At 58.5% G+C, this 15,121-nt stretch carries 15 protein-coding genes and 2 tRNA genes; 10 read left to right on the forward strand and 7 right to left on the reverse strand.

The annotated features are described in order from the left end of the window. Positions 1 to 23: 23 nt before the first annotated feature. The 5 genes from B3759_RS12040 to B3759_RS12060 all read right to left on the reverse strand — a co-directional run bounded on the left by B3759_RS12040 (position 24) and on the right by B3759_RS12060 (position 4,878). A complete protein-coding gene (locus B3759_RS12040; protein ID WP_010665850.1) occupies positions 24 to 905 on the reverse strand; it encodes a F0F1 ATP synthase subunit gamma in 882 nt (293 codons plus the stop codon). Positions 906 to 921: 16 nt separating this feature from the next. After that, positions 922 to 2,457 (reverse strand): F0F1 ATP synthase subunit alpha, encoded by a 1,536-nt coding sequence (gene atpA / locus B3759_RS12045; RefSeq protein WP_291366131.1) that lies wholly within the window; start codon positions 2,455 to 2,457, stop codon positions 922 to 924. Then, positions 2,457 to 3,140, reverse strand: coding sequence for a F0F1 ATP synthase subunit delta (locus tag B3759_RS12050; protein ID WP_291366132.1), 684 nt, complete (start codon positions 3,138 to 3,140; stop codon positions 2,457 to 2,459). Before B3759_RS12050 ends, atpA begins: the two co-directional genes overlap by 1 nt. 117 nt (positions 3,141 to 3,257) lie before the next feature. After that, complete coding sequence (locus tag B3759_RS12055) at positions 3,258 to 4,697, reverse strand: MFS transporter (RefSeq protein ID WP_291366133.1); 1,440 nt, start codon at positions 4,695 to 4,697, stop codon at positions 3,258 to 3,260. Positions 4,698 to 4,804: 107 nt separating this feature from the next. After that, positions 4,805 to 4,878, reverse strand: a tRNA-Gly gene (locus tag B3759_RS12060). Positions 4,879 to 5,174: 296 nt separating this feature from the next. On the opposite strand from B3759_RS12060, the gene B3759_RS12065 reads away from it, so the two are divergent. From B3759_RS12065 to nusG, 3 genes are all read left to right on the forward strand, one after another. Next, positions 5,175 to 5,251 (forward strand) — tRNA-Trp (locus tag B3759_RS12065). Positions 5,252 to 5,404: 153 nt separating this feature from the next. After that, entirely contained in the window at positions 5,405 to 5,599 is a 195-nt protein-coding gene (gene secE / locus B3759_RS12070) for a preprotein translocase subunit SecE (protein ID WP_026200153.1), read from the forward strand. 9 nt (positions 5,600 to 5,608) lie between these two features. Next, complete coding sequence (gene nusG, locus B3759_RS12075; protein WP_010668723.1) at positions 5,609 to 6,139, forward strand: transcription termination/antitermination protein NusG; 531 nt, start codon at positions 5,609 to 5,611, stop codon at positions 6,137 to 6,139. 218 nt (positions 6,140 to 6,357) lie between these two features. Here the strand turns inward: nusG and B3759_RS12080 are convergent, their stop codons facing one another. After that, entirely contained in the window at positions 6,358 to 6,807 is a 450-nt protein-coding gene (locus B3759_RS12080; RefSeq protein ID WP_291366134.1) for a DUF2501 domain-containing protein, read from the reverse strand. A 296-nt stretch (positions 6,808 to 7,103) separates the two neighbouring features. Between B3759_RS12080 and B3759_RS12085 the strand changes: the two genes are divergently transcribed. From B3759_RS12085 to B3759_RS12115, 7 genes are all read left to right on the forward strand, one after another. Then, complete coding sequence (locus B3759_RS12085) at positions 7,104 to 8,126, forward strand: aspartate-semialdehyde dehydrogenase (RefSeq protein ID WP_291366135.1); 1,023 nt, start codon at positions 7,104 to 7,106, stop codon at positions 8,124 to 8,126. Between the two features lie 272 nt (positions 8,127 to 8,398). Then, the gene (sdhC, locus tag B3759_RS12090) at positions 8,399 to 8,875 is read left to right on the forward strand and encodes a succinate dehydrogenase, cytochrome b556 subunit (RefSeq protein ID WP_010668720.1); all 477 of its coding nucleotides are present in this window, start codon (positions 8,399 to 8,401) and stop codon (positions 8,873 to 8,875) included. Between the two features lies 1 nt (position 8,876). After that, complete coding sequence (sdhD, locus tag B3759_RS12095; RefSeq protein WP_291366136.1) at positions 8,877 to 9,296, forward strand: succinate dehydrogenase, hydrophobic membrane anchor protein; 420 nt, start codon at positions 8,877 to 8,879, stop codon at positions 9,294 to 9,296. 84 nt (positions 9,297 to 9,380) lie between these two features. Beyond that, a complete protein-coding gene (sdhA, locus tag B3759_RS12100) occupies positions 9,381 to 11,192 on the forward strand; it encodes a succinate dehydrogenase flavoprotein subunit (RefSeq protein ID WP_291366137.1) in 1,812 nt (603 codons plus the stop codon). A 27-nt stretch (positions 11,193 to 11,219) separates the two neighbouring features. Then, entirely contained in the window at positions 11,220 to 12,002 is a 783-nt protein-coding gene (locus B3759_RS12105) for a succinate dehydrogenase iron-sulfur subunit (protein ID WP_291366138.1), read from the forward strand. Between the two features lie 234 nt (positions 12,003 to 12,236). After that, a complete protein-coding gene (locus B3759_RS12110) occupies positions 12,237 to 13,334 on the forward strand; it encodes an aromatic ring-hydroxylating dioxygenase subunit alpha (RefSeq protein WP_291366139.1) in 1,098 nt (365 codons plus the stop codon). Positions 13,335 to 13,629: 295 nt separating this feature from the next. Then, complete coding sequence (locus B3759_RS12115) at positions 13,630 to 14,730, forward strand: acyltransferase family protein (RefSeq protein WP_291366140.1); 1,101 nt, start codon at positions 13,630 to 13,632, stop codon at positions 14,728 to 14,730. Between the two features lie 3 nt (positions 14,731 to 14,733). Here B3759_RS12115 and B3759_RS12120 read toward each other — a convergent pair whose 3' ends face one another. Continuing rightward, positions 14,734 to 15,081, reverse strand: coding sequence for a zinc ribbon domain-containing protein YjdM (locus tag B3759_RS12120; RefSeq protein ID WP_099348582.1), 348 nt, complete (start codon positions 15,079 to 15,081; stop codon positions 14,734 to 14,736). Positions 15,082 to 15,121: the final 40 nt, after the last annotated feature.

Here is a 15,121-nt window from a genome sequence, read left to right on the forward strand (position 1 = left end):
ACGGGATCGGATGGAGGCGGCGATCAGACCGCCTGCGCACCCGAGATGATCTCGATAAGGTCGTTGGTGATGTTGGCCTGACGGGTCCGGTTGTAGGTCTGCGTCAGACGGTCGATCGCCTTACCTGCGTTGCGGGTTGCGTTGTCCATGGCGGTCATACGCGCACCCTGCTCACCGGCTGCCGACTCAAGCAGGGCAGCATACATCTGCACCTGCAGATTACGCGGCAGCAGACGCTCCAGCAGCACCTGTTCGTCCGGCTCGAACTCATACTGAGCAGCATCCGGATCAGGCTTTGCCTCGGCTTCATCCAGTCCCAGCGGGATCAGCTGCAGAGGCGTGGGCACCTGCGACATCACATTGCGGAACTGGTTGTAGATAACGGTGCAGACATCAAACTGTCCGGCTTCCAGAAGCGCCGTCACCTTCGCACCGAGATCACTCGCCGCAGAGAACGGAATTTCCTTACCACCTACACCGATGACATGATCCACGATCAGATCGGCATATTCGCGGGACAGATAGTCATATCCCTTGCGCCCGATCGGCAGCAGCTTGACGGTCTTGCCTTCAGACTGAAGACGACGGATCGTCAGACGGGTCGTGCGGTTGATGTTCGAGTTGAACCCACCGGCAAGACCACGGTCACTGGTGATCGGAATCAGGAGATGAACGCGGTCATTACCCGTGCCGGCAAGAAGCTGCGGAAGACCATCCTGACCAGCCATCGATCCGGCGAGCTCACCAAGCATACGACGCATGGCAGCCGCATAAGGGCGGGCTGCCTCGGCGTGCAACTGGGCGCGGCGAAGTTTCGCCGCCGCGACCATTTTCATCGCGCTCGTGATCTTCTTCGTCGACTTGACGCTTCCGATTCGTGCGCGGAGTTCCTTCAGGGAGGCCATGAACGGTTACTCGCGATCAGGCTGTGAAACGACGATTGAAGTCCGTAAGGAACTCGCCGATCTTCGTTTCAAGATCCTTGGTGATCTGACGTTCGGTGCGCAGCGCCTGGACAATGTCCTTGGCGGGGCTCCGCAGTTCAGCCAGAAGCTTCGTCTCCCAAGGCACGACCTTCTCGACAGGAATGCTGTCGATATAGCCACGCGTTCCTGCGAACAGCACCACAACCTGCTCTTCAACAGATAGCGGGGAAGACTCTGGCTGCTTCAGAAGCTCAACCAGACGGGCACCACGGGCAAGCTGCTTCTGCGTAGCCGGATCAAGGTCGGATGCGAACTGGGAGAACGCAGCCATCTCACGATACTGGGCAAGCTCAAGCTTGATCTTGCCGGCAACCTGCTTCATCGACTTGATCTGCGCCGCAGAACCAACACGCGAAACCGAACCACCAACGTTCACAGCCGGACGGATACCACGGTAGAACAGGTCGGTCTCAAGGAAGATCTGACCGTCCGTGATGGAAATCACGTTCGTCGGAATGTAGGCGGCGACGTCACCAGCCTGCGTTTCAATGACCGGCAGAGCCGTCAGCGAACCGGCGCCATTGGCGTCGGACATCTTCGCAGCGCGCTCCAGCAGACGGGAGTGCAGATAGAAGACGTCACCCGGATAGGCTTCACGAGCCGGCGGACGACGCAGCAGCAGCGACATCTGACGGTAAGCAACAGCCTGCTTCGACAGATCATCGTAGCAGATCAGGGCGTGCATACCGTTGTCACGGAAATACTCACCCATGGCGCAGGCGGAGTAAGGCGCCAGATACTGCATCGGAGCCGGGTCGGACGCCGTTGCAGCCACCACGATGGAATAAGGCATCGCGCCACGCTCTTCGAGCGTACGAACGAGCTGGGCAACCGTGGAACGCTTCTGACCGATTGCGACGTAGATGCAATACAGCGACTTCTTGTTGTCGCCGAGCGCATTTACCTCTTTCTGAGCCAGAATGGTGTCGAGCAGGATTGCGGTCTTGCCGGTCTGACGGTCACCGATCACCAGCTCACGCTGTCCACGTCCAATCGGCACAAGAGCGTCGATCGCTTTGATGCCTGTCTGCATCGGCTCGCTGACCGACTGGCGCGGCATGATGCCCGGAGCCTTGACTTCGGCGGGCTTCATCGTGACGTCTGTCAGAGGACCCTTGCCGTCGATCGGGTTACCGAGACCATCGACAACACGTCCAAGCAGACCTTTGCCGACCGGAACCTCAACAACCGCACCGGAACGGTTGACGGTGTCGCCTTCACGGATCTCCGTATCGGAACCGAAGATAACGACACCAACGTTGTCGTTCTCAAGGTTGAGGGCCATACCCTTCTGACCGGCCGTCGGGAAGTCGACGAGCTCGCCGGCCATGACGTTCTGAAGACCGTAAACGCGGGCGATACCATCACCAACGGTCAGGACCGTTCCTGTTTCGGCGATTTCTGACGCCGTGTCGAATGAAGCGATCTGCTGCTTCAGGATATCCGAAATCTCAGCGGGACGGATTTCCATCACGCGGCTCCCTTCATGGCATAATGCAGGCGTACAAGGCGGGATTGCAGGCTGGTGTCAACAAGGCGAGGGCCAACGCGCACCACAAGACCACCGAGGATCTCGGGATCAACGTGCTCCTGAAGCACGACACGCGAATAACCGGCTTCGGCGAGCTTGCCCTGCAACTGGGCGCGCTGCGCTGTCGTCAGGGGCTGCGCGCTGACGATCTCGGCAGACACCTCCCCACGACGGGCGGCAGCCACAGCAGCAAACGCCGCCAGAATCTGGCGCAGGCGGGACAGCCGACGATTGTCAGCGATCACACCCACAAAATTGATGATCAGTTCGCTGAAGCCCTGCTGCTTGATCACGGCGAGAACAGCCTTGCGGGCGTCTCTGATATCAAGACGCGTGTCCTGAAGGACTGCCGCGAACTGAGGGCTTTCGTCGATCAGTCTGGCGAGAGCATCGGCCTGGGGGAGGACCTCGTCGAGCTTCCACTTGTCAGCGGCAAGCTCATAAAGCGCGGTCGCATACCGCCCGGCGAGGCCGCCTGTCCCCACCGGGGACTGAGCAGCGGATCGGGTACTTGTTACGGCAGTGGCCACTGTCGGCTGTTTCCTTCTGCGTTCCCCAAGGGCATCGGACTGCGCGGTCCCGGTCGGGTTTTGCACCAGACCAGAAAGCACACCCGGTCGCATTTGTTATTGTCGCGGCCTCTAGCATGGTGACTATCGGCGCGCAACAGACCAGATGAAGAGAAGTCAATCTTCCCCTAATATTTCAACCCGGCAACAATCCGGGCTTGTTCAGCTTACTCAGGAAAAATCGCTTGCCACCCGCTCCGCGCTTGCCCGTGCATAGCCGCTTGTCGCCAGCGCTCCCACAAGCACTACACTGCCTCCCAGCACCACCGCGATCCAGCAGACGAAATAGCTAAGATGCAGAAATGAGGCAGCAAATTCCGCCCTGTCTTCTGCGACAATCCCAGCACCACGCAAACTGCCGGCTATCGCCACCCCGAGCGCTGCCCCGATCTGTCGACTCGTAGAAGCCACGGCAGCCGCGAGTCCGGCCTGCCGTCTCGGCATCCCCGATACGGCGGCGTTGGTTATGGGGGCGTTACAGAGTCCGAATCCTGCGCCCGTCAGCGCATAAGCCATCGCAAGCCAGAGCGGTGACGTGTCCGCAGAAAGTCCGGTCAGCATCCATGCTCCGCCAGCCAGCCCACAACCGGACAGCACCAACGGCACGCGCGCGCCCTGCGCTGCCACCAGCCGCCCGGAAAGCGGAGCTGCGATCACCACGGCCACGGCGAAAGGCATCAGTTTCCAGCCCGCTGCACCGGGCGCGAATCCTCTTACGTCCTGGAGGTAGATGGTGCTCAGGAACAGCAGCGACGAAAAAACCGCGAAACAGAGCACAGCCAGCACAGTGGCTGAGGCGAAAGGAACGGAACGGAAGAAGCCAAGATTCAGCATGGGGTGTGTGCTGCGTTTCTCGACAATGAGAAATGCCACCAGCGACAGGACGGACAGGATCAGCAGTCCCAGAATCGGAGTGCTCTGCCACCCCAGATCCGGACCTTCGATCAGCGCGCCCACCAGCGCCATGCTCGTCAGTGCGGCCAGTCCCTGCCCCGCCGGGTCGAATCGCGCCGGAATCGGTGAACGCGATTCGGGAACAAAACGAATCGTCATCGCCAGGGCAATCAGCCCCACGGGCACATTGATCCAGAATACCGCCCGCCAGTTCAGGACATCGGCGATGAATCCGCCGACAGCCGGCCCCAGCGCCAGAGCGATGCCAGACATCATGCCCCACAAACCGATCGCACGCGCACGGTCGCCGGGGTCCAGAAATGTATTCGCGATGATGGAGAGCGCGACCGGGTTCAACATGGCGCCGCCTACGCCCTGCAGAATCCGCGCCACGATCATCTGTGTTGGTGTAAGGGCCAATCCGCAGAACGCGGATGCGGTGCAGAAAATCACGATGCCTGTCAGAAACACTTTTCTGCGGCCAAACCGGTCCGCCAGAGTGCCTGCCGCCATCAGCAGGGCTGCAACCGTCAACGTGTAGGCGTCCACAATCCATTGCAGACCGGAAAGACTGGCTCCGAAAGCCTGCTTGATGGAAGGCAGCACGACATTGACGATGGTAACGTCCATCATCACCAGCAGCAGGCTGAGGCAACAGGACGCCAGCACAAGCCACTGATGTCGTCTGGAATCCGGCTGGGTGACTTGTTGAGGCATCGTTTCTTTTCCTGACAGCGCGGCAGACATGACAAAGCGCAGGCAAATGGGAATAGCCCAGCCTGACCGACTTAGTCACATTGCGTATTTTACTTATACAGGAAATCTGGAGCGGGCGAAGGGAATCGAACCCTCCTCAGAAGCTTGGAAGGCTACTGCATTACCACTATGCTACGCCCGCATCCGAGGCGCTTATATAACTTCCCTTTCCGACGACGCAAGCCTCTATCCTTGCCCTTATGCGTCGGGAGGCATGAGCGACTTTTTTCACAGAAAATAATTCTCGTAAAAACCCGGAATTTCCGGCGGATTTTCAACTCTCTTCCGGTTGCGAAGAACATTTTTCCGGAGCAATTCCCGCTCCCTCCCCTTGACTTTAAACGCGCAACATATTCTTTTCCGCCACCTGTGCCCGACCTGAGTGGAAACAGCGAAAAAGACTTCGGTCTGCTTCGGGGTCACTCGGGATGGTACCGCAGGGGTGTAGCTCAATTGGCTAGAGCGCCGGTCTCCAAAACCGGAGGTTGCGGGTTCGAGACCCTCCGCCCCTGCCAAATCAGCCTGAATTCAGTCTCAACGGGACCAGTCCCGACGCTGGACAGGGCTGGCACAGGTTGCCGGCTCCGGTCGGTTTCTGGCGAGTGTTACCGGTCTGCCGGATTCGATCCACGAAGGATTGATGGCAGGTCGAAAGAGAAGGTTTTTTCGTGTCAACCAGCCCAGTCAAATTCCTCCGGGATGTAGAAGCCGAGGCCAAAAAGGTCACGTGGCCGTCACGGAAAGCGACGCTGGTGACAACGGGAGCCGTACTCGCGATGGCTACACTCGCTTCCATTTTCTTTTTCGTCGTCGATCAGGCTATCGGGCTCGGCGTTCGAGAACTTTTCGGACTGGGAGGCTAGAGGACCGGTATGGCCAAGCGGTGGTACGTCGTTCACGTCTATTCGGGTTTCGAGAAGAAAATCGCCACCCAGATCATGGAAGAGGCTGCCCAGAAAGGGCTGTCCGACCATATTGAACAGGTTCTTGTCCCTTCTGAGGAAGTGGTGGAGATCCGTCGGGGCCAGAAGGTCAATTCCGAGCGCAAGTTCTTCCCGGGATACATCCTGGTGAACATGGAACTGACGGATGACGCTTGGCATCTGGTGAAAGATACTCCCAGAGTGACCGGATTCCTTGGCTCCAAGACCCGTCCAAGCCCCATCCCTGCGGCGGAAGCCGAGCGGATCATGAAGCAGGCTCAGGAAGGCGTTGAGCGTCCGCGCTCCTCCGTCACCTTCGAGGTTGGCGAACAGGTCCGCGTTGCAGACGGTCCGTTCACCTCGTTCAATGGCGTTGTCGAGGAAGTCGACGAAGAGAAGCAGCGCCTCAAGGTCAGCGTTTCCATCTTCGGTCGCTCCACACCTGTCGATCTGGAATATGGGCAGGTCGAGAAGCTCTGATCGCCTTTCCATTTCGCATCTGACGAAGAAAGCCCCGGTTCAAAAGACCGGGGCTTTCTTGTTTGTATGGTCTGCATGCCGAGGCGAAAAAGGCAGCTTCCACCTTCACAGTACTCTGCTCAACAGATTTTCGAATCAAAGGTGCGCCTGCACAGCATCAGGCGTTTTTATTTAACCTGCCGCCGAATGTTTTAACGGCGGCAGGCTCGCTACCCTTTTCAGAGAAGTGAGGAAGCCTTGCTCGTGACGGCCTTGCACACTTTCTTGCGGACAGCGGCTTTCAGAGACGACAGGGACAGCTGGTTGCCGTCAGCAAGCTGAAGCAGTCCCTGCTGGCCGGAAGCGTAGGACGTGTCGCTGGTCACATCGGACTTGCCTGTCAAAGTGTTCAGCGTGGACTTGGCGGAAGAAACATTGCTGACCAGATCATTCTGAACGCAATAGCCCAGCAGACCAGCGATGTTACCTGAGCTGGCAGAAGACAGGGACGGAACGCCAAGGCTGCCGAGCAGGCCGGATGTGCCGCCGGAAGAACCCGTCACGCTTTGCAGGGCACCCTGCTCTGCACCTTTGGCAATGCCTCCAAAAGACTGTGCATGAGAAGCGGAGACACCGGCAAACGACAGGCCAGCAACAAGCGCCAGAACGCCAGAACGACGAAAGATCATGGATTTTCCTTTTCAGTGATGGCCCCGGCAAGCCAGTTATCACCGAAGCGCATTCAGACTCTTGAACCTTAATGAGGCGGAAACGCGGCACAACCGCAAAGTCGGCCGTGAATTGCAGGCTTGTTTCTCCTGCAACTCTCTCTTCCTGTTCACTGCGCGAATGACCTGTCCTCTGATGTGAACGCACTCTCTGGGCTTGCGATAAGCCTTCCACGCACCACGTTCCTGCTATAGGTGTCGACTCGCAATTCTACAGTGGCATTCCACAGTGAGCGTGGAGCAGGAGAGGAACTGAGATGGGTTATCGCGTAGCGGTCGTGGGCGCGACAGGCGCTGTCGGACGCGAAATACTGAAGACCTTGCACGAGCGGGAGTTTCCCGTCGACGAGATCGTGGCTCTGGCGTCACCGCGTTCGACCGGGCGCGAAGTCTCCTTCGGGGACCGCACGCTGAAAGTCCAGAATCTCGAGACGTTCGATTTTGCTGGCTGGGATGTCGCCCTGTTCTCGCCGGGCGCGAGCGTGTCCGCCATTCACGGTCCTCGTGCCGCAAAAGCCGGATGCATCGTAATCGACAACACCTCCCACTTCCGCATGGAGCCGGATGTCCCGCTGGTCGTGCCGGAAGTGAACCCGAACGATCTGAAGAAGGCCAAGCGCGGGATCGTCGCGAATCCGAACTGCTCCACCATCCAGATGGTCGTGGCGCTGAAGCCGCTGCATGACCTGTTTACGGCCAAGCGCGTCGTCGTCGCGACCTATCAGGCCGTCGCAGGCGCAGGCAAGGACGGCATGGACGAGTTGTTCGCCCAGACCAAGGGCACGTTCGTGAACGATCCCCCAAAGGTCGAGCAGTTCCAGAAGCAGATCGCGTTCAACTGCATTCCGCAGATCGATCGTTTCATGGATGACGGCGCCACCAAGGAAGAGTGGAAGATGACCGTCGAGACGAAAAAGATTCTCGACCCGGAGATTCAGGTTCTCGCCACCTGCGTGCGCGTGCCGGTCTTCATCGGTCACTCGGAAGCCGTCGTGGTCGAGTTCGAGGAACCGGTCGACCTCAAGAAGGCGCGTGAGGCGCTGCGTGAAGCCGAGGGAGTCGTGCTGCTCGATGAGCGCGAGGACGGTGGGTATGTGACCCCCATCGAGTGCGTCGGCGAAGACGCAACCTATGTCTCCCGTCTGCGAATCGACCCGACCGTGCCGAACGGTCTGGCTTTCTGGTGTGTGTCCGACAATCTGCGCAAGGGCGCTGCCCTGAACGCCGTGCAGATCGCCGAGACGATGATTGCTCTCGATCTGTTGCCTCATCGCAACTAAAGCGCAGAAGGCCGCCGGTCACGGGGGATTGATACAACCCGTCGGCCAGATGACTGTTTCAGGCGGTTTATACGCCCTGAAACAGTCCAAGCGTCATCTCAGGCAGAATGCCCCCGTTCCCGGCGACCCTGCATCCCCCAAAACGTGAGGCCCCCTCTCGGTCTCGTGTTTCCCCGTTCAATTGACCACAAAAATCCTGCGGCGTAGGACCGGTTCTGGAATAGCGCCGCCTTCCGTGCGGTGTTTTACATGGACAAGATGACGAGGCGACGATGCAGGATGTCCGGGAAGCGCTCTATGTCGGGAGCCGAAGTGACGGCACTCTAATACGACGACCGATGTCACCGCATCTTCAGGTCTATAAAATGCGCCTGTCGATGTTTCTTTCCATTTCGAACCGAATTACGGGTGTGGTGGCAACCGGCGGTTCAGCATTGGGTGTCTTCTGGCTGGCGGCCCTCGCAAAAGGACCGAAATCCTTTGCAAGCGCCCGCAAGGTGACAGGCAATCCGCTGGGCCAGCTCGTGCTGTTCGGATGGATCCTCTCCCTAGTCTGGCACACAGTCGGTGGCCTTCGCCACTTCATCTGGGATGCCGGTCATCGCTACGACAAGAAGGAACTGAACGAGGACGGTCCAGTGGCGCTTGGCGTCATCGCCGGTGTGGGCGTCACGCTCGCAACCGCCCTGCTCGGTGTCTCCTGCTGTCGCGCACGGCATCGCGCCAAGCTGCTGAAGAAGGCTTCCTGAGATGAATGCAACGTCTCCCACGCATCGCACCGTGATGCGCTCACAGCTGGGCCGCGCCCGTGGCCTCGGCTCCGGTCATTCCGGCACTGGCCACTGGATTGTGGAACGTGTTTCAGCAGCCAGCCTGCTGCCGCTCTCCGGCTGGTTCGTGATCCAGATGTTCCGTCTCGGCGGAGCGGATTATGAGCAGGTCGCCAAATGGGGCGGCAAGCCGGTCAACGCGACGCTCCTCGCCGCTCTGGTCGCCACCAGCTTCTATCATGCGGAAGTCGGGCTGCAGGTGATCGTGGACGATTATGTGCATGGCAAGGCTCACGCCCCCACAAAACTACTCGTCAAGATCGGCACAGGACTTCTTGGCCTGCTCGGCATCGTTTCGGTGCTGAAACTGGCCCTTGGTCGCCCTGCCTCTAAAGGCTGATCGCCGCTGACCGACGTGGCCAGCAGGCTTCGCCGGTTTTTCTGATGCATTGACTGGTCGCAAGACAACGGGAGCGCCGTCACTATGAACGCTAATTCCTCTCCTTCTCGGGGGGCCTACCGCATTGTTGATCACGCCTATGACGTGGTCGTGGTTGGCGCCGGCGGGTCGGGTCTCCGTGCAACGCTGGGTATGGGCGCCGCTGGCCTGTCCACCGCCTGCGTCACGAAAGTTTTCCCCACACGCAGCCATACGGTCGCAGCACAGGGCGGCATCGGCGCTTCCCTTGGCAACATGGCTGAAGACAACTGGCGCTGGCACATGTACGACACCGTGAAGGGGTCGGACTGGCTGGGCGATCAGGACGCGATTGAGTACATGTGCCGCGAGGCAGTCCCCGCCGTGTACGAACTCGAACATTTCGGCGTGCCATTCTCCCGCACCGAACAGGGCAAGATCTATCAGCGCCCCTTCGGCGGTCACATGAGCGACTACGGCAAGGCTCCTGTGCCCCGCGCCTGCGCCGCCGCTGACCGCACGGGTCATGCGATCCTGCACACGCTGTATCAGCAGTGCCTGAAGCATGACGTCGAATTCTTCGTCGAATATTTCGCAATCGACCTCATCATGGATGAGGAAGGCGCATGTCGCGGCGTGATGGCGTGGTGTCAGGATGACGGCACGATCCATCGCTTCAACGCGAAGATGGTCGTTCTGGCGACGGGCGGTTACGGGCGCGCCTACCAGTCCTGCACCTCGGCCCACACCTGCACGGGTGACGGTGGCGGCATGGTCATGCGCGCCGGTCTGCCGACGCAGGACATGGAGTTCGTGCAGTTCCATCCGACCGGCATCTATCCGGCAGGCTGCCTGCTTACGGAAGGCTGCCGTGGTGAGGGCGCTTACCTGACCAACTCGGAAGGCGAGCGCTTCATGGAGCGTTACGCGCCAACGGCGAAGGATCTGGCGTCCCGTGACGTTGTGTCCCGCGCCATGACGGTCGAGATGCGCGAAGGCCGTGGCTGTGGTCCGAAGAAGGATCACATGATGATGCATCTGGAGCATCTCGGCTCCGACCTGCTGCATGAGCGTCTGCCGGGCATCATCGAGACATCCCGCATCTTCGCCGGTGTGGATGTGACGAAGGAGCCAGTTCCGGTTCTGCCGACCGTTCACTACAACATGGGCGGTATCCCGACGAACATTCACGGTGAAGTTGTCCGTCCGACGGACGATAACCCGGATGCCGTCGTGCCGGGTCTGATGGCTGTCGGTGAAGCGGCCTGTGTGTCCGTTCACGGGGCAAACCGTCTCGGCACCAACTCGCTGCTCGATCTGATCGTCTTCGGTCGTGCCGCTGCGAAGCGCGCTGCCGAGATCGTCAAGCCGACCGACTTCGTGAAGCCGCTGCCTGCTGGCGCTGGCGAGAACGCGCTCGATCGTCTTGACGCGCTGCGTTACGCCAAGGGCGGCACCCGCGTTTCCGAACTGCGTGACCGTCTCCAGCGTGACATGCAGATGCACGCGGCGGTGTTCCGCACCGAGGAAAGCCTCAAGGAAGGCTGTGACAAGATCCAGGATATCTGGAAAGCCAAGGGCGACCTGTCCGTGGCCGACCGTTCCCTGATCTGGAACAGCGACCTGATGGAAGCGCTTGAGTTCGAAAACCTCCTCGCCAACGCAACGGTAACGCTGGAAAGCGGCCTTGTCCGCCATGAAAGCCGCGGTGCTCATGCCCGTGACGATTATCCGGACCGTGACGACAAGGAATGGATGAAGCACAGCGTGTCGTGGCTGGATGACAAGGGCGGCACGAACATGACGTATCGTCCGGTGCACATGAAGACCCTCACCGATGAGGTTCAGGTCTTCCCGCCCAAGAAGCGCGTCTACTAACCCGCCGTCAGAAAAGGGAGACTGAAGATGGTCGAACTGAGACTTCCGCGTAACAGCACGGTGGGTAAGGGGCAGTTTTTTCCTGCCCCCGCCGGCTCCAAGAATGTGCGGACTTTCAAGATCTATCGCTGGACGCCGGATGACGGCAGCAATCCGGTGATGGACGCCTATGAGATCGACATCGACTCCATCGGTCCGATGGTTCTCGATGCGCTGATCCACATCAAGAACGACGTCGATCCAACGCTGACGTTCCGCCGCTCCTGCCGTGAAGGCATCTGCGGTTCCTGCGCGATGAACATCGACGGCGAGAACACGCTTGCGTGCCTCAAGCCGATCCGGGACATGCAGGGGGATATCATCATCAATCCCCTGCCCCACATGCCCATCGTGAAGGATCTGGTGTCCAACCTCGACGGCGCGTATGCCCAGCTGCGCTCCATCGATCCCTGGATGAAGGCCGACAGCGCGCCTCCGCCGGATGGCGAGCGTCTTCAGTCACCGGAAGAGCGCGCCAAGCTGGACGGTATGTGGGAGTGCATCCTGTGCTTCTGCTGCACCACCTCCTGCCCGTCCTACTGGTGGAACGGCGACCGTTACCTCGGTCCGGCCACGCTGCTCGCGGCCTATCGCTGGATCGCGGACAGCCGTGACGAGCATCAGGGTGATCGTCTCGACTCGCTGGAAGACACCTTCAAGCTCTATGCGTGCCGCACGATCATGAACTGCACGCAGACCTGTCCGAAGGGCCTCAATCCCGCCAAGGCTATTGGCCGGATCAAGGAGCTTCAGGTCGAGCGCAAGCTCTGATCTGCTGATCCAGCGCTGTATCAGGAACGCCGGAGGGGGAACCTTCCGGCGTTTTTTTGTCGCAGGTTGTTTACAGGCAGCGCGAGAAGGTTTGTCTGTTCATCAGCGTCCGACGTAACAGAACGAAACTTTTTCGCTCAAACCTTAAATTCTGAACCAATCGGCAGTTTTCCCAATGAACTGTTAACTCTCTCGCCGCATCTCTTTGACTATTCAAAAAGCGTGCGAGATTTCATGGCCTTTTATCCTTTCACTGCTGCCGAGCAGGCCTACCCCCACAACCAGTGGTATGTCGCAGCATGGAGCCATGAAGTTGGCGAAGCACCGCTGATGCGAACGATCGCAGATGAGCGCATTATCTTCTATCGTCAGCGATCAGGCTCCGTCGCGGCGGTGTCAGCACTCTGTCCCCACCGGCAGATGCCTCTGGAAACAGCGGAAATCGTCAACGACCAGATCGTTTGCCCTTATCACGGTGCTGCTTTCGGTTCTGATGGCGTGTGTGCCCATCTCCCTTTTCAGAAACATGTTCCCGCAGGCATGAACCTGAAATCATTTCATGTTGTGGAAGATGCGCCGTTTATCTGGCTGTGGGTCGGCGCAGAGGAAACGCCTGACCTGAATCGCCTACCGTCTGCACGCAGTCTTCAACCTGAGCCGGGCCAGACTCTGCTCTTTGGTCTGAAGACCTTTCATGTGCAGGCCAGATCGCTGATCGTGCTCGAAAATCTTTTTGACCAGTCTCACATCAGCTTCACGCATCCTCTTACGCTCGGACAGCGCTGCGCGGCCAACGGGCCTACCAGACCTTCTGAAATCATCGACGAGGAAAACTATCTGGCCTTCCTGCGCCTCTCGCCACCCAAGACCACAGATGAAGCTCTTCACGCCCTGTTTCCCGCTCTCAGCGCGCAGATGCGGATCAGAAGCCGCTCAGAGCTGTTTGGTGTCGGGCTGGTCATATCAGCGGGTTCCGAGATTATCGCATGCGATGAAGAGGGCGAACCGACATCGAGCGTAGGTGATCTCGTCTTTTTCCATGCGATCACGCCGGAAACAGAACACAGCACCCATTATTTTGCCGGGATCATGCGTAATTTCGCACTGAACGACCAGGATATTTCCAACAGTTATGCAGAGCGCAACGATCAGGTTGTGAGCGAGGATATCAGGATTCTAGAAGCAATAGAGCCGCATCTTGCAGAAGCGGACGCGCGCAAGGAACCGAATTTCGTGACCGATGCCGCCGCCGTGCGTGTGCGTCGCCGGATTGAAGCTCTTATGGAGAACACTCCTGTGCGCTGTGCTTGTGAACTTGCCTGCGAGGCATAAACATCTGCAACGGGAAGTTTAAAACTGCGACCGTCCATGAGCATTTTGGAAAAGCTTCGCCAAAAACGTTTTTGCATTTCATCTTATATTTATTGAGAAAATCATTTTCAGAAGTCACGAGCACGATGCTGACTTTTGAAAGACTGCAAAAGCTGTAGTCAAACATCAATTCCTGTCATTGAAAAACATGATTATACCTGTTTCCCTGACGTGAAGAGGTCTCTTCATATATGGAACAGGATACGAAAACGACAATGCAGTCTTCTCGCCCACGTTTTTCGCCTCAGACGCACCGATGAAAAACGTCCGCTTTGACGCATTACAGTCCGTACGCGGACTGGCCGCACTGGTCGTGGTGCTGAGGCACGTTCTGGCCTGCTATCCCCTGTCGAGCCACTCAGCCACGGTCATCGTCTTCTTTCTTTTCAATTCGCCTGCGGCCGTCACGCTCTTTTTTGTTCTCAGTGGCTTTGTTCTCACACATTCCCTTGTGGGTCAGGACTTTTCCGCAGAGACCGTTCTGACCTTCTGGACCCGTCGCGTCTTTCGCATTCTGCCAGCACTGATGGTTGTCACGCTGCTTTCGGCTCTTTTTACCCGCACGCCACTCGCAAACTGGCCTGTGGCAGGAAGCGACCCGTCAATGGAAGCGCTTCTTCCCTATCACATGCCGCTGTCGCCCGGCTTGCTGGCAAAATGCCTTGCCTCGGTTTCAAGCGCATTGGTGCCCCAGAACTGGACCGTCGCCGTCGAATTGATCGCCGCCGCTTTTTTTCCCTTTCTCTGGGCGTCCAGCCGGAATGAAAGCCGACTGTTCCTTCCCGTCGCGCTGCTTGCTCTGGCTCTTTCCATCTGTGCGCCAGCGGGTGGCAAGGGACTGCCCTTTATCTACGGTTTCAGTTTTGTTGTGGGGATCATCGCCTATCGTGGATGGCAGAATACGAACGTCATTCTCACGTCTGCCGGTGTTCTGCTCGCAGCGGTGGGCATGTCGCTTCCCACCACCTTGCTGACCGAACCGGAAACGCTGGGCGCTGTATTCAACTCGCCGAAACTGGCTATCCCAGAGACGATCTGCGCTGGTTTCCTGCTGTTCGGGCTGGCTCGAAATGGCGCAATAGCGGGCCTGCTTTCAAACAGGATGCTGCTCTGGCTGGGCGATATCTCGTTCAGCCTTTATCTCGTGCATTTTCTGGTTATCGCCATTGCAGGGCGGCTGCTTTCTCCCATTCTTCCAGCATTTTCAATGCCGGTGCGGGAAGGCATGGTGTTCTGCCTGACGCTGCTGATTGCGCTGCCGTTAAGTCACCTTCTGTATGAGAAAGTGGAAAGGCCAGCGAACCGACTGGGTCACCGGCTTTCCTCTCTCTTTCAGTCGCAGCGCAGAATTTCCTGAAAGTCAGGCTTTCTTCACGAACTCGGATTTCAGATTCATGGCACCAAAGCCCGGGATCTTGCAGGCGATATCGTGTCCATCCGTACCGTCGACAAGGCGGATTCCCTTGACCTTCGTGCCGCCTTTCACAACCTGCGACGATCCCTTGATCTTCAGATCCTTGATGACGCTGACCGTATCGCCATCCGCCAGCACATTGCCATTGGCGTCGCGGATCACACGCTCGCCCTGCTCTCCTGCTTCCGCAGCCTCACCTGACCACTCGTGAGCGCATTCCGGACAGATCCAGAGAGGGCCATCCTGATATACATGCTCCGATCCACATTCCGGGCATTTCAGGGCTTCGCTCATCTCGCACTCTCCGTTACCGACAGACGCAGGGTGCGCCTTC

It is taken from the genome of Acetobacter sp. UBA5411, assembly GCF_002409645.1.
In the GTDB taxonomy this organism is placed as follows: Bacteria; Pseudomonadota; Alphaproteobacteria; order Acetobacterales; family Acetobacteraceae; genus Acetobacter.